12 protein-coding genes are annotated in these 13,897 nt (G+C 66.3%); 10 read left to right on the forward strand and 2 right to left on the reverse strand.

Going from position 1 to position 13,897, the window contains the following annotated elements; genetic code table 11:
• The first annotated feature begins 206 nt into the window (after positions 1–206).
• The 5 genes from OW493_RS01735 to sixA all read left to right on the forward strand — a co-directional run bounded on the left by OW493_RS01735 (position 207) and on the right by sixA (position 5,244).
• Entirely contained in the window at positions 207–1,439 is a 1,233-nt protein-coding gene (locus tag OW493_RS01735; protein WP_279874074.1) for an NAD(P) transhydrogenase subunit alpha, read from the forward strand.
• Positions 1,436–1,768, forward strand: coding sequence for an NAD(P) transhydrogenase subunit alpha (locus OW493_RS01740; protein WP_077372330.1), 333 nt, complete (start codon positions 1,436–1,438; stop codon positions 1,766–1,768). Before OW493_RS01735 ends, OW493_RS01740 begins: the two co-directional genes overlap by 4 nt.
• Complete coding sequence (locus tag OW493_RS01745) at positions 1,768–3,156, forward strand: NAD(P)(+) transhydrogenase (Re/Si-specific) subunit beta (protein ID WP_077372333.1); 1,389 nt, start codon at positions 1,768–1,770, stop codon at positions 3,154–3,156. The genes OW493_RS01740 and OW493_RS01745 overlap by 1 nt, the downstream gene beginning before the upstream one ends.
• Positions 3,157–3,465: 309 nt before the next feature.
• Positions 3,466–4,593, forward strand: a complete 1,128-nt coding sequence (locus OW493_RS01750) for an NAD(P)H-dependent glycerol-3-phosphate dehydrogenase (protein ID WP_289863012.1) — start codon at positions 3,466–3,468, stop codon at positions 4,591–4,593.
• A 141-nt stretch (positions 4,594–4,734) separates the two neighbouring features.
• Positions 4,735–5,244: a phosphohistidine phosphatase SixA gene (sixA, locus tag OW493_RS01755; protein WP_077372339.1), complete on the forward strand. Its 510-nt coding sequence runs from the start codon at positions 4,735–4,737 to the stop codon at positions 5,242–5,244.
• Positions 5,245–5,349: 105 nt separating this feature from the next.
• Here the strand turns inward: sixA and OW493_RS01760 are convergent, their stop codons facing one another.
• The gene (locus OW493_RS01760; RefSeq protein WP_077372342.1) at positions 5,350–6,300 is read right to left on the reverse strand and encodes an AEC family transporter; all 951 of its coding nucleotides are present in this window, start codon (positions 6,298–6,300) and stop codon (positions 5,350–5,352) included.
• A gap of 63 nt (positions 6,301–6,363) precedes the next feature.
• On the reverse strand, positions 6,364–6,552 hold the full coding sequence (locus OW493_RS01765) for a hypothetical protein (RefSeq protein ID WP_077372345.1): 189 nt from the start codon (positions 6,550–6,552) through the stop codon (positions 6,364–6,366).
• Between the two features lie 209 nt (positions 6,553–6,761).
• Between OW493_RS01765 and OW493_RS01770 the strand changes: the two genes are divergently transcribed.
• From OW493_RS01770 to OW493_RS01790, 5 genes are all read left to right on the forward strand, one after another.
• Positions 6,762–7,946, forward strand: coding sequence for an ABC transporter ATP-binding protein (locus OW493_RS01770; RefSeq protein ID WP_289863014.1), 1,185 nt, complete (start codon positions 6,762–6,764; stop codon positions 7,944–7,946).
• The gene (locus OW493_RS01775) at positions 7,943–10,660 is read left to right on the forward strand and encodes a GldG family protein (protein ID WP_289863015.1); all 2,718 of its coding nucleotides are present in this window, start codon (positions 7,943–7,945) and stop codon (positions 10,658–10,660) included. Before OW493_RS01770 ends, OW493_RS01775 begins: the two co-directional genes overlap by 4 nt.
• On the forward strand, positions 10,657–11,904 hold the full coding sequence (locus OW493_RS01780) for a DUF4340 domain-containing protein (RefSeq protein ID WP_289863016.1): 1,248 nt from the start codon (positions 10,657–10,659) through the stop codon (positions 11,902–11,904). Before OW493_RS01775 ends, OW493_RS01780 begins: the two co-directional genes overlap by 4 nt.
• Positions 11,905–12,004: 100 nt before the next feature.
• Positions 12,005–12,940 (forward strand): alpha/beta hydrolase, encoded by a 936-nt coding sequence (locus OW493_RS01785; RefSeq protein ID WP_084209780.1) that lies wholly within the window; start codon positions 12,005–12,007, stop codon positions 12,938–12,940.
• A complete protein-coding gene (locus tag OW493_RS01790) occupies positions 12,937–13,893 on the forward strand; it encodes an alpha/beta hydrolase (protein WP_289863018.1) in 957 nt (318 codons plus the stop codon). The genes OW493_RS01785 and OW493_RS01790 overlap by 4 nt, the downstream gene beginning before the upstream one ends.
• The last annotated feature ends 4 nt before the right edge of the window (positions 13,894–13,897 follow it).

Genomic DNA, 13,897 nt, shown 5'->3' on the forward strand with positions numbered 1-13,897 from the left:
TGTCACAGGGGATGTCAGGCCTCTTGGCCGTGCGTGACCCGCGGCTTGCGATTCCGGCACGCCTCACCTGTGACAGACAATAACGTCGCTGAAAGCGCATCGGGCAGGCAAGGATGACGCGAATCAGCGCTCAACAGGAACGACGCCATGAACCTTTCAAGGCTGGCAGCCTCTGGCATGAACATGGATGTGAAACGAGGTGCGCGATGCTGAATATTCTTGTCGTGCGTGAAATGCGTGCGCCCGATACTGTCTCGCAGGCCGCAGACGGACAGCAGGGCAGCGCAGACCCCACCCTGGCGCGCGGAGAATGTCGTGTCGCGCTGGACCCGGTGACGGCCGGCAAGCTGGCGCGTCATCTGGACAGCGCCATCGCTGACTCCGGCGACGCCATCGTGCACGTGGAGAGCGGCGCCGGGCGCCATGCGCACTTCGATGATGCCGCCTATGCCGAGCAGGACGGAGTCGCCATCGTCGCCGAGCAGGACATCCCGGCGGCACGTGCCGCGGCGGACCTCATCCTCTGCGTGCGTACGCCCAGCGAGTCCCAGATCAACGACTTCCGTGAGGGCGCGGTCATCGTGGCCCTGATGACGCCGTATCAGAATCCGCAATTGATCCAGACGCTTGCCCAGCGCGGGTTGACCAGCCTGTGCATGGAATTCGTGCCGCGCATCTCGCGTGCCCAGAGCATGGATGCCCTGTCCTCCCAGGCCGCCGTGGCCGGCTATCATGCCGCACTGCTGGCGGCCAACGAGTCCTCGGTATTCTTCCCGATGCTGACCACCGCTGCCGGCACCGTGCGTCCGGCACGTGTCGTGGTGGTCGGGGCCGGTGTCGCGGGGCTGCAGGCCATCGCCACCGCCAAGCGTCTCGGCGCGCAGGTCTGGGCCTATGACATTCGCGCAGCCGCCCGTGAGCAGGTCGAGTCGCTGGGGGCCAAGATGATCGATACCGGTGTCGATGCCTCCGGTGAGGGCGGTTACGCCCGTGAGCTGACCGATGAGGAGCGCGCCCAGCAGGCCGAGGCACTGGCGCGTCACATGGGCGATGCCCATGTGGTGATCTCCACCGCGGCGATTCCGGGGCGTCCGTCGCCGCGCATCATCAGCCGCGAGATGGTCGAGGGCATGAAGCCCGGCGCCGTGCTGGTGGATCTGGCGGCGGAAGGGGGCGGCAACTGTGAGCTGACCCAGCCCGGTGCCCGGGTCGAACATGGCGGCGTCACGGTGCTCGGCCCGCTGGACATGGCCTCCAGCCTGTCGGTCAATGCCAGCGAGATGTACGCCAAGAATCTCTTCAACCTGCTGACACCCTTCATGAAGGATGGCGAACTGTCGCTGGACTTCGAGGATGCGGTACTCGGCCCGATGCGCCTGACCGAAGCGGGTCGCATCACCCACGATGACGTACGCGCTCGCGCGGAGGACGCCGCATGATCGAAGGACTCTCAGCCATATACATCCTGATGCTGGCGGCCTTCGTCGGCTACGAGGTCATCTCCCGGGTACCGGTGATCCTGCATACGCCGCTGATGTCCGGTTCCAACTTCATCCATGGCATCGTGCTGGTCGGGGCGATGATCGCCCTCGGCCAGGCCGAGACCGGCATGCAGCAGTTCATCGGCTTCATCGCCGTGCTGCTGGGTGCGGGGAACGCGGTGGGCGGCTACGTCGTCACCGAGCGCATGCTGGAAATGTTCAAGGCCAGTGATCGCAGCAAGGGCGCTGACGCGGCCAACGCCATCAACGACAAGGAGGCTCGCTGATGAACTGGCTGGTCGAAACAGGATATTTCGCCGCGGCGGTGGTCTTCATTCTGGGCCTCAAGCGCATGTCGCACCCCACCACGGCGCGCAGCGGCATCCACTGGGCCGGGATCGCGATGGTCGTAGCCACGCTGCTCACCTTCCTGCACCCGCAGATTGACGGGCGCTACGGGCTGATGCTGCTGGCCATCGTGATCGGTGGCGGCATTGCCTGGTACTCGGGCAAGAAGGTCGCGATGACCGACATGCCGCAGATGATCGCCATCTACAACGGCATGGGCGGCGGCGCGGCGGCGGCGATCGCCGCGGTCGAGCTGATGCGCATGAGCGACAACCCGGGACTGATCGAGCAGCACGGCTCGCTGGCCCTGTGGCTGGGCGTGCTCGGCGCCTTGATCGGTGCGGTGGCCTTCTCCGGTTCCATCATCGCCTGGGCCAAGCTGGACGGGCGCATCAAGAAGGCTGTCCATTTCCAGAATCAGCAGCTGATCAACATGATCGTGCTGGGCCTGGCGATCTATCTCGGGGTGGTGATCGCGGCGGTGGAGCCGTCAAGCTCGCTGGTGATCGTATTCTTCGTGCTGGCACTGCTGTTCGGCGCCATGCTGGCACTGCCCATCGGTGGCGCGGACATGCCGGTGATCATCTCGCTGTTCAATGCGCTGACGGGCCTTGCGGTGGCAATGGAAGGTTTCGTGCTGGGCAATGCCGCGATGATCATCGCCGGTACCGTGGTCGGGGCGGCGGGTACGCTGCTGACCCAGCTGATGGCCAAGGCGATGAACCGACCGATCCGCAACGTGCTGTTCAAGCAGTTCGGTGGCGCAAGCGGCGCGGAGCAGGGCGAGATCGAAGGCAGCATGAAGGCTTCTGATCCGATGGACGCTGCCGTGCAGCTGGCCTTCGCCGAGCGCGTCATCATCGTGCCGGGCTATGGTCTGGCGGTGGCCCAGGCGCAGCACAAGGTCTGGGAGATGGTCGAGCTGCTGGGCGAGCGTGGAGTGGAAGTGCGCTTCGCGATCCACCCGGTCGCCGGTCGCATGCCGGGCCACATGAACGTGCTGCTGGCGGAAGCCGGGGTGCCCTACGACATGATCGCGGACCTGGACGAGATCAACAACGACTTCGAGAACACCGACGTGACGCTGGTCATCGGCGCCAATGACGTGGTCAATCCGGTCGCCAAGAACGATCCCTCTAGCCCGCTGTACGGCATGCCGATCCTCAATGCCGATCAGTCACGCAACGTGCTGGTGATCAAGCGTGGCCAGGGAGCAGGCTTCTCGGGTGTCGAGAATCACCTGTTCTATCTGGACCACACGCGCATGGTCTATGGCGATGGTCAGAAGGTGGTGGGCGACATGATCACGGCGCTCAAGACACTCTGAACTGACTGCCGGGCGGTGATCGCTGCCTGATGCAAGACGCGATGGCCATCGGCCTTCGTGACGACGCCGGCAACTTCCGGGGCTCCTGCCTTGAGAGTTGCCGGCGTTTTCGTGTTCGCCATCCCTCATCAAGGAGAGTTGAATATGACGTCATCGCCACCACTGTCAGGATGTCATCGCACACGCAGGCTTTGGCTTGCGAGGGCAGCCCGACAGGTGCCGACGACAGGCACTGACTAGAGGTACAATGCGCGACAGTTGCCGAATCCGCGTTTCTTTCTCCTTCTTACGCCACTACCAGGAGTCTTCATGTCTGCCTCTTCACCCGCTCCTCGTCGCGCCATCCGTGATCGCGAGCTTTCGGAAAGTGCACCGCAGGCAGCCGGCTTGAATGTCTGTGTGCTGGGCGGCGGCAGCTTCGGCACCGCGATCGCCTCGATCGCCGCCGACAATGGTGCCAATGTCACCCAGTGGATGCGTGATGCAAGCCAGGCCGAAGAGGTCAACACCGAGCACCGCAATTCGGGCTATCTGCCGGATTTCGTCATCAACTCGGCCGTGCGGGCCACCACCGACATGGCAGAGGCCCTCAAGAAGGCGGAACTGGTGTGCGTGGCGATTCCCTCCAAGGCGTTTCGCAATGTGGTGCGTCAAGCGCGGCCGCATCTGCGCGAGGAGCAGATTCTGGTCGCGACCACCAAGGGGATCGAGAGCGAAGGCTTCACCCTGATGAGCGAGGTGCTGGAAGAGGAAACCGGCTTCTCCCACATCGGCGTGCTCTCCGGCCCCAATCTGGCCAGTGAGATCGCTCAGCGTCAGCTGACCGCGACGGTGATCGCCTCGGATGACCCCTACACCCGTGCACGCGTACAGACGGCCTTCGGCTGTGATTACTTCCGGGTCTATGCCAGCAATGATCGTTACGGGGTGGAGCTGGGCGGGGCGCTGAAGAACATCTACGCCATCGCCGCGGGCATGGCGGCGGCCCTGGGCATGGGGGAGAACACCCGCGCCATGCTGATGACACGGGCGCTGGCCGAGATGAGCCGTTTCGCCGTGGCCAAGGGCGCCAATCCGATGACCTTCCTCGGCCTGGCTGGCGTGGGGGATCTCATCGTCACCTGCTCGTCGCCATTGTCGCGCAACTACCGGGTCGGCTACGCCCTCGGGGAGGGGCGTACTCTGGATCAGGCCGTGGAGGTGCTGGGGCAGGTCGCGGAAGGTGTCAATACGGTGCGACTGGTGCAGGATGAGTCAGAGCGTCTGGAGATCTACATGCCGCTGGTGAATGGCATGGCCAAGGTGCTCTTCGAGGATGTCGATCCTCACCACATGGCCCGCGCCCTGATGGGCGGTGAGCAATCCACGGATGTGGAATTCGTGCTGTCGCGCGAGTCCGTCAAGCAGGCGCGTCAATTGGAACCTGATGGCTCCTGAAGACTCTCAATTCCATGGGGTGGCATCGGCTGAGTGGTGCCATCCCGTTCCTCGCTCGGCGCTCCGGCCGTGCGAGCACTGTCATCGACCGCCGAGGGCGGATCTTCGTCCCGCGCGGTAGTCACCCTTCAGGAGAAAGCCATGAGTGTATTGATCATGCGTCACGGGGAGGCAAGCTCCGGCTCGCCGGACGCCAGCAGGGAATTGAGCGCCCGAGGACGTGAAGAAGCCCGCCGCATGGGGCAATGGCTGGCGCATCAGTTGCCCGCGGAACGCCGTGCCCGTCTGACCCTCGTCGTCAGCCCCTTCACCCGTGCCCAGCAGACGGCGCAGGAAGTCTCCTCGGCGCTCAAGCTTGCCGGTGAGCAACAGACGACTCTGGAAATCATCACCCCGGATGACCCGCTCACGCCGGTGCTGGATTGGCTGCAGACCCACGTCCCGCCCTGCAGCGAGGCGCGTGAGCCGCGTGACTGGCTGATCATCAGCCACAACCCGCTGGTGTCGAGCCTGGCCAGTGCGCTGGTGGATGGCCCCGGCAGCACTCAGCTGGCCTTTGCCACCGCGAGTCTGGCGTGGCTGGATGCCGATATCTGGGCGGCAGGTCTGGCGGACCTGCACCACTTCGTCAGCCCGGCGGAGCTTGACTGAACACGCGCAGGCGCGTGCCCGGGACCGGGACATGAGCTTCAGACGCAAGCGCCCCCGTCAGCCATTCGCTGTCGGGGGCGCTTGCGTTGCGTCATCCGAAAGGTGCTAGACCAATCCGCTCAGCTTGAGGAGGAAGATGCCCAGGGTGATGGTGAGCGCGGCCATCAGGGTACTGATGGCGATGATGTTGGCGGCGAGGCGATCATTGCCGCCCATGGCCCGCACCATCACGAAGCTTGCCGCCGCCGTCGGTGAGGCGAAGAACAGGAACAGCACACCGAGTTCCGTGCCGCGAAAGCCCAGCAGCACGGCGAAGGCCGTGGCCACCAGTGGCACGCTGATCATCTTCATCAGGCTGGCACTCAGCGCCAGCTGGCGGCCTTCACGCAGTGAGCGCATCGAGAGGGTGCCGCCGATGCAGATCAGCGCCAGCGGCAACGTCATGCGCGCGAAGTAGTCGCCGGAGGTTTCCAGCCACTGGGGCAGCTGCCAGCTGAACGCCGCGAAGGGCAGCGCCGCCAGGACACCGAGAATCAGCGGGTTGGTGATGATGCCGCGCGCGATGGCACTCCAGCTGGTGCGGCCATCGCCCAGATAACTCGATAGCACCACCACTGACAGCATGTTGTAGGACAGGATGACGACGCCCATCAGGATGCCGCCCATCGACAGGCCGAGATCGCCATAGAGGTTGGCTGCCAGTGCCAGCCCGACGATGGCACAGTTGCCACGAAACGCCCCCTGGACGATCTCGCCGCGCTCCTTCAGCGGAATGCGCCAGATGGCCCAGCCCCACAGCAGCAGGAAGGTCCCAAGCGTGGCGCAGGCGAAGTAGAGCAGCATGCCGGGGCGCAGGGCGTGATCGAGGTCCGCTCGCACGATGGACAGAAACACCAGTGCGGGCATGGTGCCCTTGAAGACCAGGGAAGAGGCGGTGCCGATGAAGGTGTCATCGATCCAGCCGAGACGCTTGAGACCCAGTCCCAGAAATACCATCGCGAAGACCGGCACGGTGATGTTGAGTGTCGCGACGAACAGCGCCAGCATGTCATTCATTCCAGTCTCTCGCTCATGTCAGTCTCTCGCTCATGTCAGTCTCTCGCTCATGTCAGTCCGCCCTCAGATCAGCCAGAAGCCGGTGATCAATGCTGCCGCCAGCAGTGCCCAGAACAGGCGATTGCGCAGGCGTGTGTCACGCTGCGGGCGCCTGGTCGAGCGCTCGTCCGTGGAAGACTCCAGGTCCTCGGGTGTCGGTGAGGCGTTCGAACGGGAGCCGGAAGAGGGCGAGTTGACGTGCGGATCGGGCATGGGAACTCCTGGAAGGGTGAGCGCGTGGTCCCGGCGCCTCACGGATGTCCGGCGCCTCGCCTTGCGGCAGAATAGCGCCAGCATATCAGGATTTTGCAGCGCAGCAGACTGGAAGGCGCGCGCCCGGCTTGGCGAGCGCAGGCTGTCCGCTTACCCTGTGCTGCAATCTTTCGGGCGCAGGCCCCACATCATCACAAGGAGCGGGTAACTTGCAGGACCCATACGCGACCTCTGCCGCATCGTCTTCCGTGCCCTTGCCTCATCAACCTGCGCCTGTGCCACTGCTGGCAAGCCGGGGGCTGGGGCGTCAATTCGGCCTTCACCAGGCCGTGTCCGGACTTTCCTTCAAGGCCTTTCGCGGCGAAGTGATCGGTCTGCTGGGGCCCAATGGCGCCGGCAAGACCACCAGTCTGCGCATGCTGGCAGGCACCCTGGCGGCAACCGATGGCGAACTGACGCTCGAGGGAGAGGCCTTCGATGGGCGAGCCGGTCAGCGTCAGCTCAATCGCCTGAAGCGACGGATCGGCTATCTGCCGGAAGGGGCACCACTGTGGCCGCAGCTTACCGTGCGCGAGACGCTCGAGTGCGTCGCGGGCCTGCATGGTCTGTCGCGCAGGACTCGCAAGGAGCGCCTGCCTGCCTTGATGGATCGCCTCGACATCACGCCGTTCGCCAATCAATTGTGCGCCGTGTTATCCAAAGGCTATCGCCGGCGCGTGGCACTGGCGATGGCGCTGACCCATGACCCGGACATCCTGCTGCTGGATGAGCCCACCGATGGGTTGGACCCGCTGCAGAAGGACAGCGTGCGCGCCTTCATTCGCGAGCTGGGGCGCGAGCGCCTGATCATCGTCTCCACTCATCTGCTGGAAGAGGTGCCGCGCATCTGTGATCGCGTGCTGGTCATGGCCAACGGCCAGCTGGGCTTCGATGACACGCCGGCGGCGCTGGCGACCCTGTCCGTCAGCGAGGCGGTGCCCAGTGCCTATCGTGAGCGACTCGGTGCCGCTCATGGCAGCACGTCGCCCCTGCCGGTGTGGCGGGTGATCCTGAGCCGTGAACTCAGCGAGCTGGAACTGGCCAGCGTCTCGCGGCTGCCCGGTGTCGCGGCCATCACCGCCGTGTCGCCCGAGGGCGCCGAGCGAGTGTCCCGCTCAGGGCGACGCCTGATGGCGGACCCGGCCTATCGACTGGTGGGCAGGCCCGGGCAGGACCCGCGCTCCGCGCTGGCGCGGTGGTGCAGCTACATGCAGATACGGCTCGATGAGTGCGTGCATGAGCGGGGGGACATCGAGGTGGCATTCCGTCAACTGGTGGCGCGCATGGCCGAGCAGCCCGCGCCATTGCCGCGCGTGAAGCGCCCCCTGGATGCGGATCAGGAGGTATCGTCATGAGGGCGATGATGGCGCTGGTGCGGCGTGACCTGCATCAGGCAATGACCCAGGGGGCCAGCTGGTCTCTGCTGGTGGTGATGGCGGTGCTGGCCCCGCTGGGGGCCTTCGAGGTCGGTGATCTTCTGGCACGTGATCGTGCGGACCTGGGGGCGCTGTGGCAGGTATTGCCATGGCTGCTGGTGCTATGGACACCGTTGCTGGCCCTGCGTGGCTGGCCGGAAGAGCGCGCCAATGGCCTGCTTGAATGGCTGTCAGGGCTCGGGCTTGGTCCATGGCGGCTGGCGGGTGCCCGCCTGGCAAGCGCCTGTGTGCTGGGCTGGCTGGGCCTGGCGATGACGGCACCGTTGCTGGTGCTGATCCACTGGCTGGGCGATCCCGATCTCGGCCTTGTGCTCAGCGGGTATCTTGGCATGGCGCTGTTGGTGATGGCACTGGCAAGTCTCGGTCAGGCGCTGGCGGTCCGTGCGCCCTCGGCGCTCTCGGCCTGGCTGGGGGCACTGGTGCTGGGGCTGGCGTTGATGCTGCCGGGCACGCCGGCGGTGACTGCTCAGCTGGCGCGTCATCTGGCGCCACACTGGGTGCAACTGCTGGATCTGATCAGTCTGCCGGCCCATCTCACGCCCTTCAGCGAAGGGCGTCCCGCGCTGCTGGATGTCGGCTACTTCCTGTCGTTGACCCTGGCCGGTCTGGTGCTGCAGGTGCGTGGCCTCAAGCAGGAGCGCAACACGCGTCGGCAGGCGCCCCAGTGGCTGGTCGCCCTGGCCGTGGCATCAAGTGTCACGGCCGTGCTGCTGGCCGCCCAGCGTCTGCCCGCCATGGTATCCCCGAACGCGTCCAATCCGCTGATCACGGCGCATGACCTCACCGATACCCGCCAGCACAGCCTGAGCCCTGCCAGCCGGGAGCTGCTGTCGCGGCTGACATCCCCCGTGACGCTGACCTTCGCCTACAGCGAGCGCTTTGCCGCGGACCTCCCGCAGCTGCGGGAGCTGGCGACACGTATCGAGACGCGCCTGGGCGCCTTCGCGCGTGAGCCTCAGGTGCGCCTGAAGCGGGTGGACCCGCAGCCGGACAGTGCCGATTTCACGGACCTCGAGGCCCAGGGACTCACGGCGCTTTCGCTACCTGGCGGTGAAAGAATGCTGTTCGGTCTGATCATCGATGGCCCCTATTCCGAGCGCCGTGCGATCCCGATGCTCAAGGCCTCCGATCTCGGCGGACTGGAAGCGCAGGTCGCGCGTCAGATCCAGGAAGTCTCGCGCACCCAGCCACCCCGCCTGGGCGTGATCTCCAGCCTGCCGGTGATGGGTCAGCCGAGCATGGAGCAGGGCCGGGCACTAGGCAGCTGGGGGCTGATGGAACGTCTCAATGCCCGCCTGCGCATCGACTGGCTGTCCGGCGGGGATGACCCGGCGCGCCCGATCGCCGATCAGGATGCGCTGCTGGTGATCGCCCCGCGCCTGTTGCCGACTGAGACGCTGACGGCGATCCGTGACTATCTGGATCGTGGTGGGCGAGTGCTGATGATGCTGGACCCGCTCCCCGAGATGCTGGATCAGCCAGCCCCGGCTTCTGAGGCTCTGAGCGCCTTGCTGGCCCATGCAGGACTTGAGTCACGTTCGGGCGAGGTGGTGGCGGACACCCGACTTGCCTTGCCGATCGGTCTGCTGGACGGCACGCGCGCCCTCAGTCCGACGCTGCTTGGCATCGGCCCGGACCGTCTGTCGGATGCCTTGCTGAACCAGAATGTCGATCAGCTGGTGATGTCCAGCGCCGGTTGGCTGGCCCCGCGTGAGGAGATGGCGGAGACACCGTCAGCGACCTCGCGGCAGTGGCTGATCCGAGGAGCTGACACCACGCGCCTGCTGCCGGCCGACAAGGTGTACGCCAACCGCATGGACCCGCGGCCGTTGTCCGGCCTGTCTGGACAGGGCGTCGAGGAGGGGGGGCTGGCGGTGCTGACCCACTGGCCGGCGCCAGTGGGTCAGGGAGCGCGTGACGACGGGCATGAAGACGGGCGTGAGGGCCAGCTGCTGGTGGTCAGCGATGTCGACATGGCCAGTGATCGCCTGTGGCGGCGCAGTGCGGCGGACGGCAGTGAGCGCGAGCTGAATGCCAATGCCCGTTGGCTGGAAAACGCGGTGGATGTGCTGGCGGGCAGTCCGGAGCTGGTGGCGCTGCGTGCCGGTGCCCATCAGGTGCGCGAGCTGACGCGACTGCATCAGCTGGCGGATCGCCAGGCGGCCGAGGAAACCCGTCTGCGCAATGACTGGCAGTCGCGCCTGAGTGCACTGGGGGCTGCCCCAGTGGCCGACAAGGCGGAGGCGGCACACCAGCGAACGGCACTGGATGACATGCAACAGGCGTTCGAGAGCGCACTCGCGCGCCAGCAGCGCGCGGCGAATGCCGAGCGTGATGATCTGCGTCGCAGGCTTCGTCTCTGGACCTTGCTGGCGCTGCCGGTGTTGCTGGGCCTGTTGGGTGAGCTGATCTGCTGGCGGCGCTATCACGCGAGTCGTCGAGCGGGCTATCGCCCTGCCGGGCGACTGTCCGGCCATCGTCAGCCCGGTCGTCATCGCCTCGGTGGCGGGGGACTGTCCGCGTTCACCAGCGCCGAGACGGCGTCGGCATCCGGCAGACCGGACTCATCCAGCACGTCTGACCGAGCCGCTGAGGATCATCGCGGCGAGCGCCGCAGGGGAGATGACGCATGAGTCGCTTCAATCGCGCCGGATGGGCGCTGACAGCACTGGCCTCGTTGCTGGCGATCGGGGCTCTGACGCTCGGCCCGCGTGAGTCGGGCTCGTTTCCGGATGCCGGGCCAGGCGCTCCGCTTCAGGAGGGCGAGGCCTCAAGCGCCATCCTGACACCGCTGCCGGCGTTGTCGCATGTCGCCGCGACGGCGCAGAGAATCGGCATTCGTCGCCATCCCGATGAGGCGCAGGACTGGCTGAGTCTGACGCGAGACCCGAAGGGGGATTGGCAGCTGGCATCACTGGGCAACTGGCCGGCGCGTCAGGACAAGGTGACCGGGCTGCTGCACCAGCTGAGCGAGGCACGCCTGCGCACGCGCAAGCCCGCGACTGACCAGGCGCTTCAGGCGCTGGGGCTGGCGGGGCAGTCTCCGGTAGTGAATGTCACCGGCAGTGATGGCGAGGTGAGTCTGCAACTGGGCGGCACGCCGTCGGCTGCCCGCAGTGGTGCTGATGCCTTGCCGGGGCGTTACGTGCGCTGGCTTTCGCTGCCGGATTCGCCGGTGCTGGAACTGTCTCGTGACATCGGCTTGCCGGACTGGCGGGGCGGCCTGGCGGCAAGCGAGGTGCTGGATCTGTCCGCATTGCTGCACGAGAGGCAGGGGCCGCCCGCGCTGAGTCGTGTGGAGGTGCGTCTGGCGTCTCAACCGCAGGCATCCCATTCCCCGCACACGCGGGGGCTTGCCCCCGACAGCGTAGCGGCCGAGGCCCTCATGGCGGCGCTCTCGCCCCTGAACCAGAACGATCTGCGCCTGCGTGTCGCGCAGACGGACTGGCAGCCGGCGGTCACGCTGACCCTGAACTGGTCCCACGCCGCGCGGCAGTATCGCCAGCCGCCATCGCGGGATGATCACCTGCAGCTGACGCTGTCCATCGCATCCGGCAGCAAGCCCTGGGCGCGTCTGACCCTGGAGGGCACGCGCTGGCCGGCGGCTCTGGTGCGGCGTCTCGCGGCGGTGGAGATCCAGGTCAACGGTACGCTGCGCGAGCGCTTGATCGGTCTGGGCAAGGTCATCGAGACCCATACCGGGCCTCATCCTGGCGTGTCCGCTGGCTCGGCAGAGGCGGGCGGTAGCCTCGAGGCGGGCAGACTGTCGCCAACGGCGATTCAGGCCGCTCTGCAGGCGGCTTCCCAAGCGAGCGAAGAGGTGGCTTCGACGGCGGATGCCAGGTCTGCCGCGCAAGGTGAGACATTAGGCGAGTAGCGTGGTGGCGGTGGGGCTGGCATGCTGGGAGACTGGATCAAACGACCGTTTGCTCTGTGGCATCCGGCGACACCGCCACGCAAGGTGAGGAGACTTCATGATGACAGTGCCATCCCGCAATGCCTCATCAGCATCCGCTGGGCAAGCCGCCGTGGCGGGGGCCGTAGAGGTCACGCCGCAAGCGGAGCCTCGGGAGGTGTCCGAGCCGCGAGAGTCACGTCCGCTGCTGGCGTTTGCCCATGCCAATGGCTTCACCGGCGCCTGTTACAACAGCCTGCTGGCCCCGTTGGCCGAGTCGTTCGATCTGCTGCCGGTGGACAGGCTGGCGCATGATCCCGCCTATCCGGTGGGGCGCAATCTGATCGCGTTGCGGGACGAATGGCTGGCCTGTCTGGACACGGCGCTGGGGCCGGTGGGCACGCCGGACAGTCGCAAGGTCATCGGGGTAGGGCATTCGCTGGGAGGCGTGGTCAATTACATGGCCGCGCTCAAGCAGCCGGCGCGTTTCCACTGCGTCATCCTGCTTGACCCGCCCTTGATGCTGGGACGTGATGCCATCGGCCTCAAGATCGCCAAGCGCTTCGGTTTCATCGACCGTGTCACGCCGGCAGGGCGCACGCGTGGCCGGCGTGCCCGCTGGGATTCGCCTCAGGCGATGCATGATTACCTGCGTCGCCGCTCGCTGTTCGCCAACTTCACGCCCCGCGCACTTGCGGACTACATCGAGCATGCCACGCATCGCCACGGCGATGGCAGCCTGTCGCTGAGCTTCGATACGCGTCACGAGGTGGAGATCTTCCGCCATCTGAGTGATCACCTCACGGGCTCCGTGGCCAGGCTCAAGGTGCCGGTGAAGATACTGGCAGGTGAGCAGTCGGACCTCTTGACGCCACCGCGCATCGCCAGGCTCCAACGGGCTGGGCTTGAGGTCGCCACGGTGCCGGGCGGACACATGTATCCCTTTGAGCATCCTGATCTGACGCGTGAGGCGCTGCTGGCGACCCTCACGCAATTGGCACCGGAGTTGATGGCATGAATTCCACGACGGGCACATCACGCCCATCCCCTCGTCCCTTGACGTTCACGCGTCGCTGCGGCGGCGAGATAGCGGCGCTGGAGTGGCGCTCCGAGCAGGTCAGCGCTGATGCCCCGGTATGGCTGGCGCTGCACGGCTGGCTCGACAATGCCGCCAGCTTCACGCGCCTGGCACCTCTGCTGTGTGAGCGACTGGGCATCCGGATCGTGGCCATCGACCTGGTCGGGCATGGTCGCTCGAGTCCCCAGGGGCCGGATGGCGACTATGCGGTGTGGGATTATTGTCACGATGTCATCGAAGCGCTGGAGGGGTTGCGAGGCGAGGGCATGTCGGAGGCACCGGTCACCTTGCTGGCGCACTCGCTTGGCGCTGCCGTCGCCGGACAAGTCGCAGCGGCCCTGCCGGAGCATGTCGCACGACTGGTGCTGATCGACGGTATCGGGGCGCTGGCGACACCGGCTGACGAGGTGGTGGGGCAGTTGCGCCGTGGCCTGCTGGCGCGTCATGCGCGTCCGCTCTCGCGAGAGGCCTCAGGGAGCCAGCCCTCGCGTCGTGCGCACTATCGTGGCATCGAGGAGGCGGTGGCGGCGCGTGTGGCCGGTGGCGTCACGCCCGTGGATGCCGAGACGATACGCCCGGTGGTCGAGCGCAACCTCGAACCCCTCGAAGAGGGCTGGCGGCTGTGCAGTGACCGTCGTCTGCTCAGACCCTCGGTGATGCGCTATACCCCGGAGCAGGTACTGGCGCTGCTGGCCGCCGTCAATCAGCAGGTGCTGCTGATCGAGGGGGAGCAGGGTATCCTGAGGGAGCGGCCCGAAGCGCAGCTGGCGCGAGCGGCCGTGCGCGGGCTGGAGCGTTGCGTCCTGCCCGGCGGCCATCACCTGCATCTGGAGCCGGGACATGTCGCGGCGGTCGCGGCACGGATCATCGACTGGATCGTCGCGGGCGAGTAGTCCG

Source organism: Cobetia sp. 14N.309.X.WAT.E.A4, assembly GCF_030397495.1.
Classification (GTDB): domain Bacteria; phylum Pseudomonadota; class Gammaproteobacteria; order Pseudomonadales; family Halomonadaceae; genus Cobetia; species Cobetia marina.

Excerpts from the sequence above, each read along its gene's own strand:
- OW493_RS01735 (WP_279874074.1), top strand. The coding sequence starts at position 207 with ATGCTGAATATTCTTGTCGTGCGTGAAATGCGTGCGCCCGATACTGTC.
- OW493_RS01740 (WP_077372330.1), top strand. The coding sequence starts at position 1,436 with ATGATCGAAGGACTCTCAGCCATATACATCCTGATGCTGGCGGCCTTC.
- OW493_RS01745 (WP_077372333.1), top strand. The coding sequence starts at position 1,768 with ATGAACTGGCTGGTCGAAACAGGATATTTCGCCGCGGCGGTGGTCTTC.
- OW493_RS01750 (WP_289863012.1), top strand. The coding sequence starts at position 3,466 with ATGTCTGCCTCTTCACCCGCTCCTCGTCGCGCCATCCGTGATCGCGAG.
- sixA (WP_077372339.1), top strand. The coding sequence starts at position 4,735 with ATGAGTGTATTGATCATGCGTCACGGGGAGGCAAGCTCCGGCTCGCCG.
- OW493_RS01760 (WP_077372342.1), bottom strand. The coding sequence starts at position 6,300 with ATGAATGACATGCTGGCGCTGTTCGTCGCGACACTCAACATCACCGTG.
- OW493_RS01765 (WP_077372345.1), bottom strand. The coding sequence starts at position 6,552 with ATGCCCGATCCGCACGTCAACTCGCCCTCTTCCGGCTCCCGTTCGAAC.
- OW493_RS01775 (WP_289863015.1), top strand. The coding sequence starts at position 7,943 with ATGAGGGCGATGATGGCGCTGGTGCGGCGTGACCTGCATCAGGCAATG.
- OW493_RS01780 (WP_289863016.1), top strand. The coding sequence starts at position 10,657 with ATGAGTCGCTTCAATCGCGCCGGATGGGCGCTGACAGCACTGGCCTCG.
- OW493_RS01785 (WP_084209780.1), top strand. The coding sequence starts at position 12,005 with ATGACAGTGCCATCCCGCAATGCCTCATCAGCATCCGCTGGGCAAGCC.
- OW493_RS01790 (WP_289863018.1), top strand. The coding sequence starts at position 12,937 with ATGAATTCCACGACGGGCACATCACGCCCATCCCCTCGTCCCTTGACG.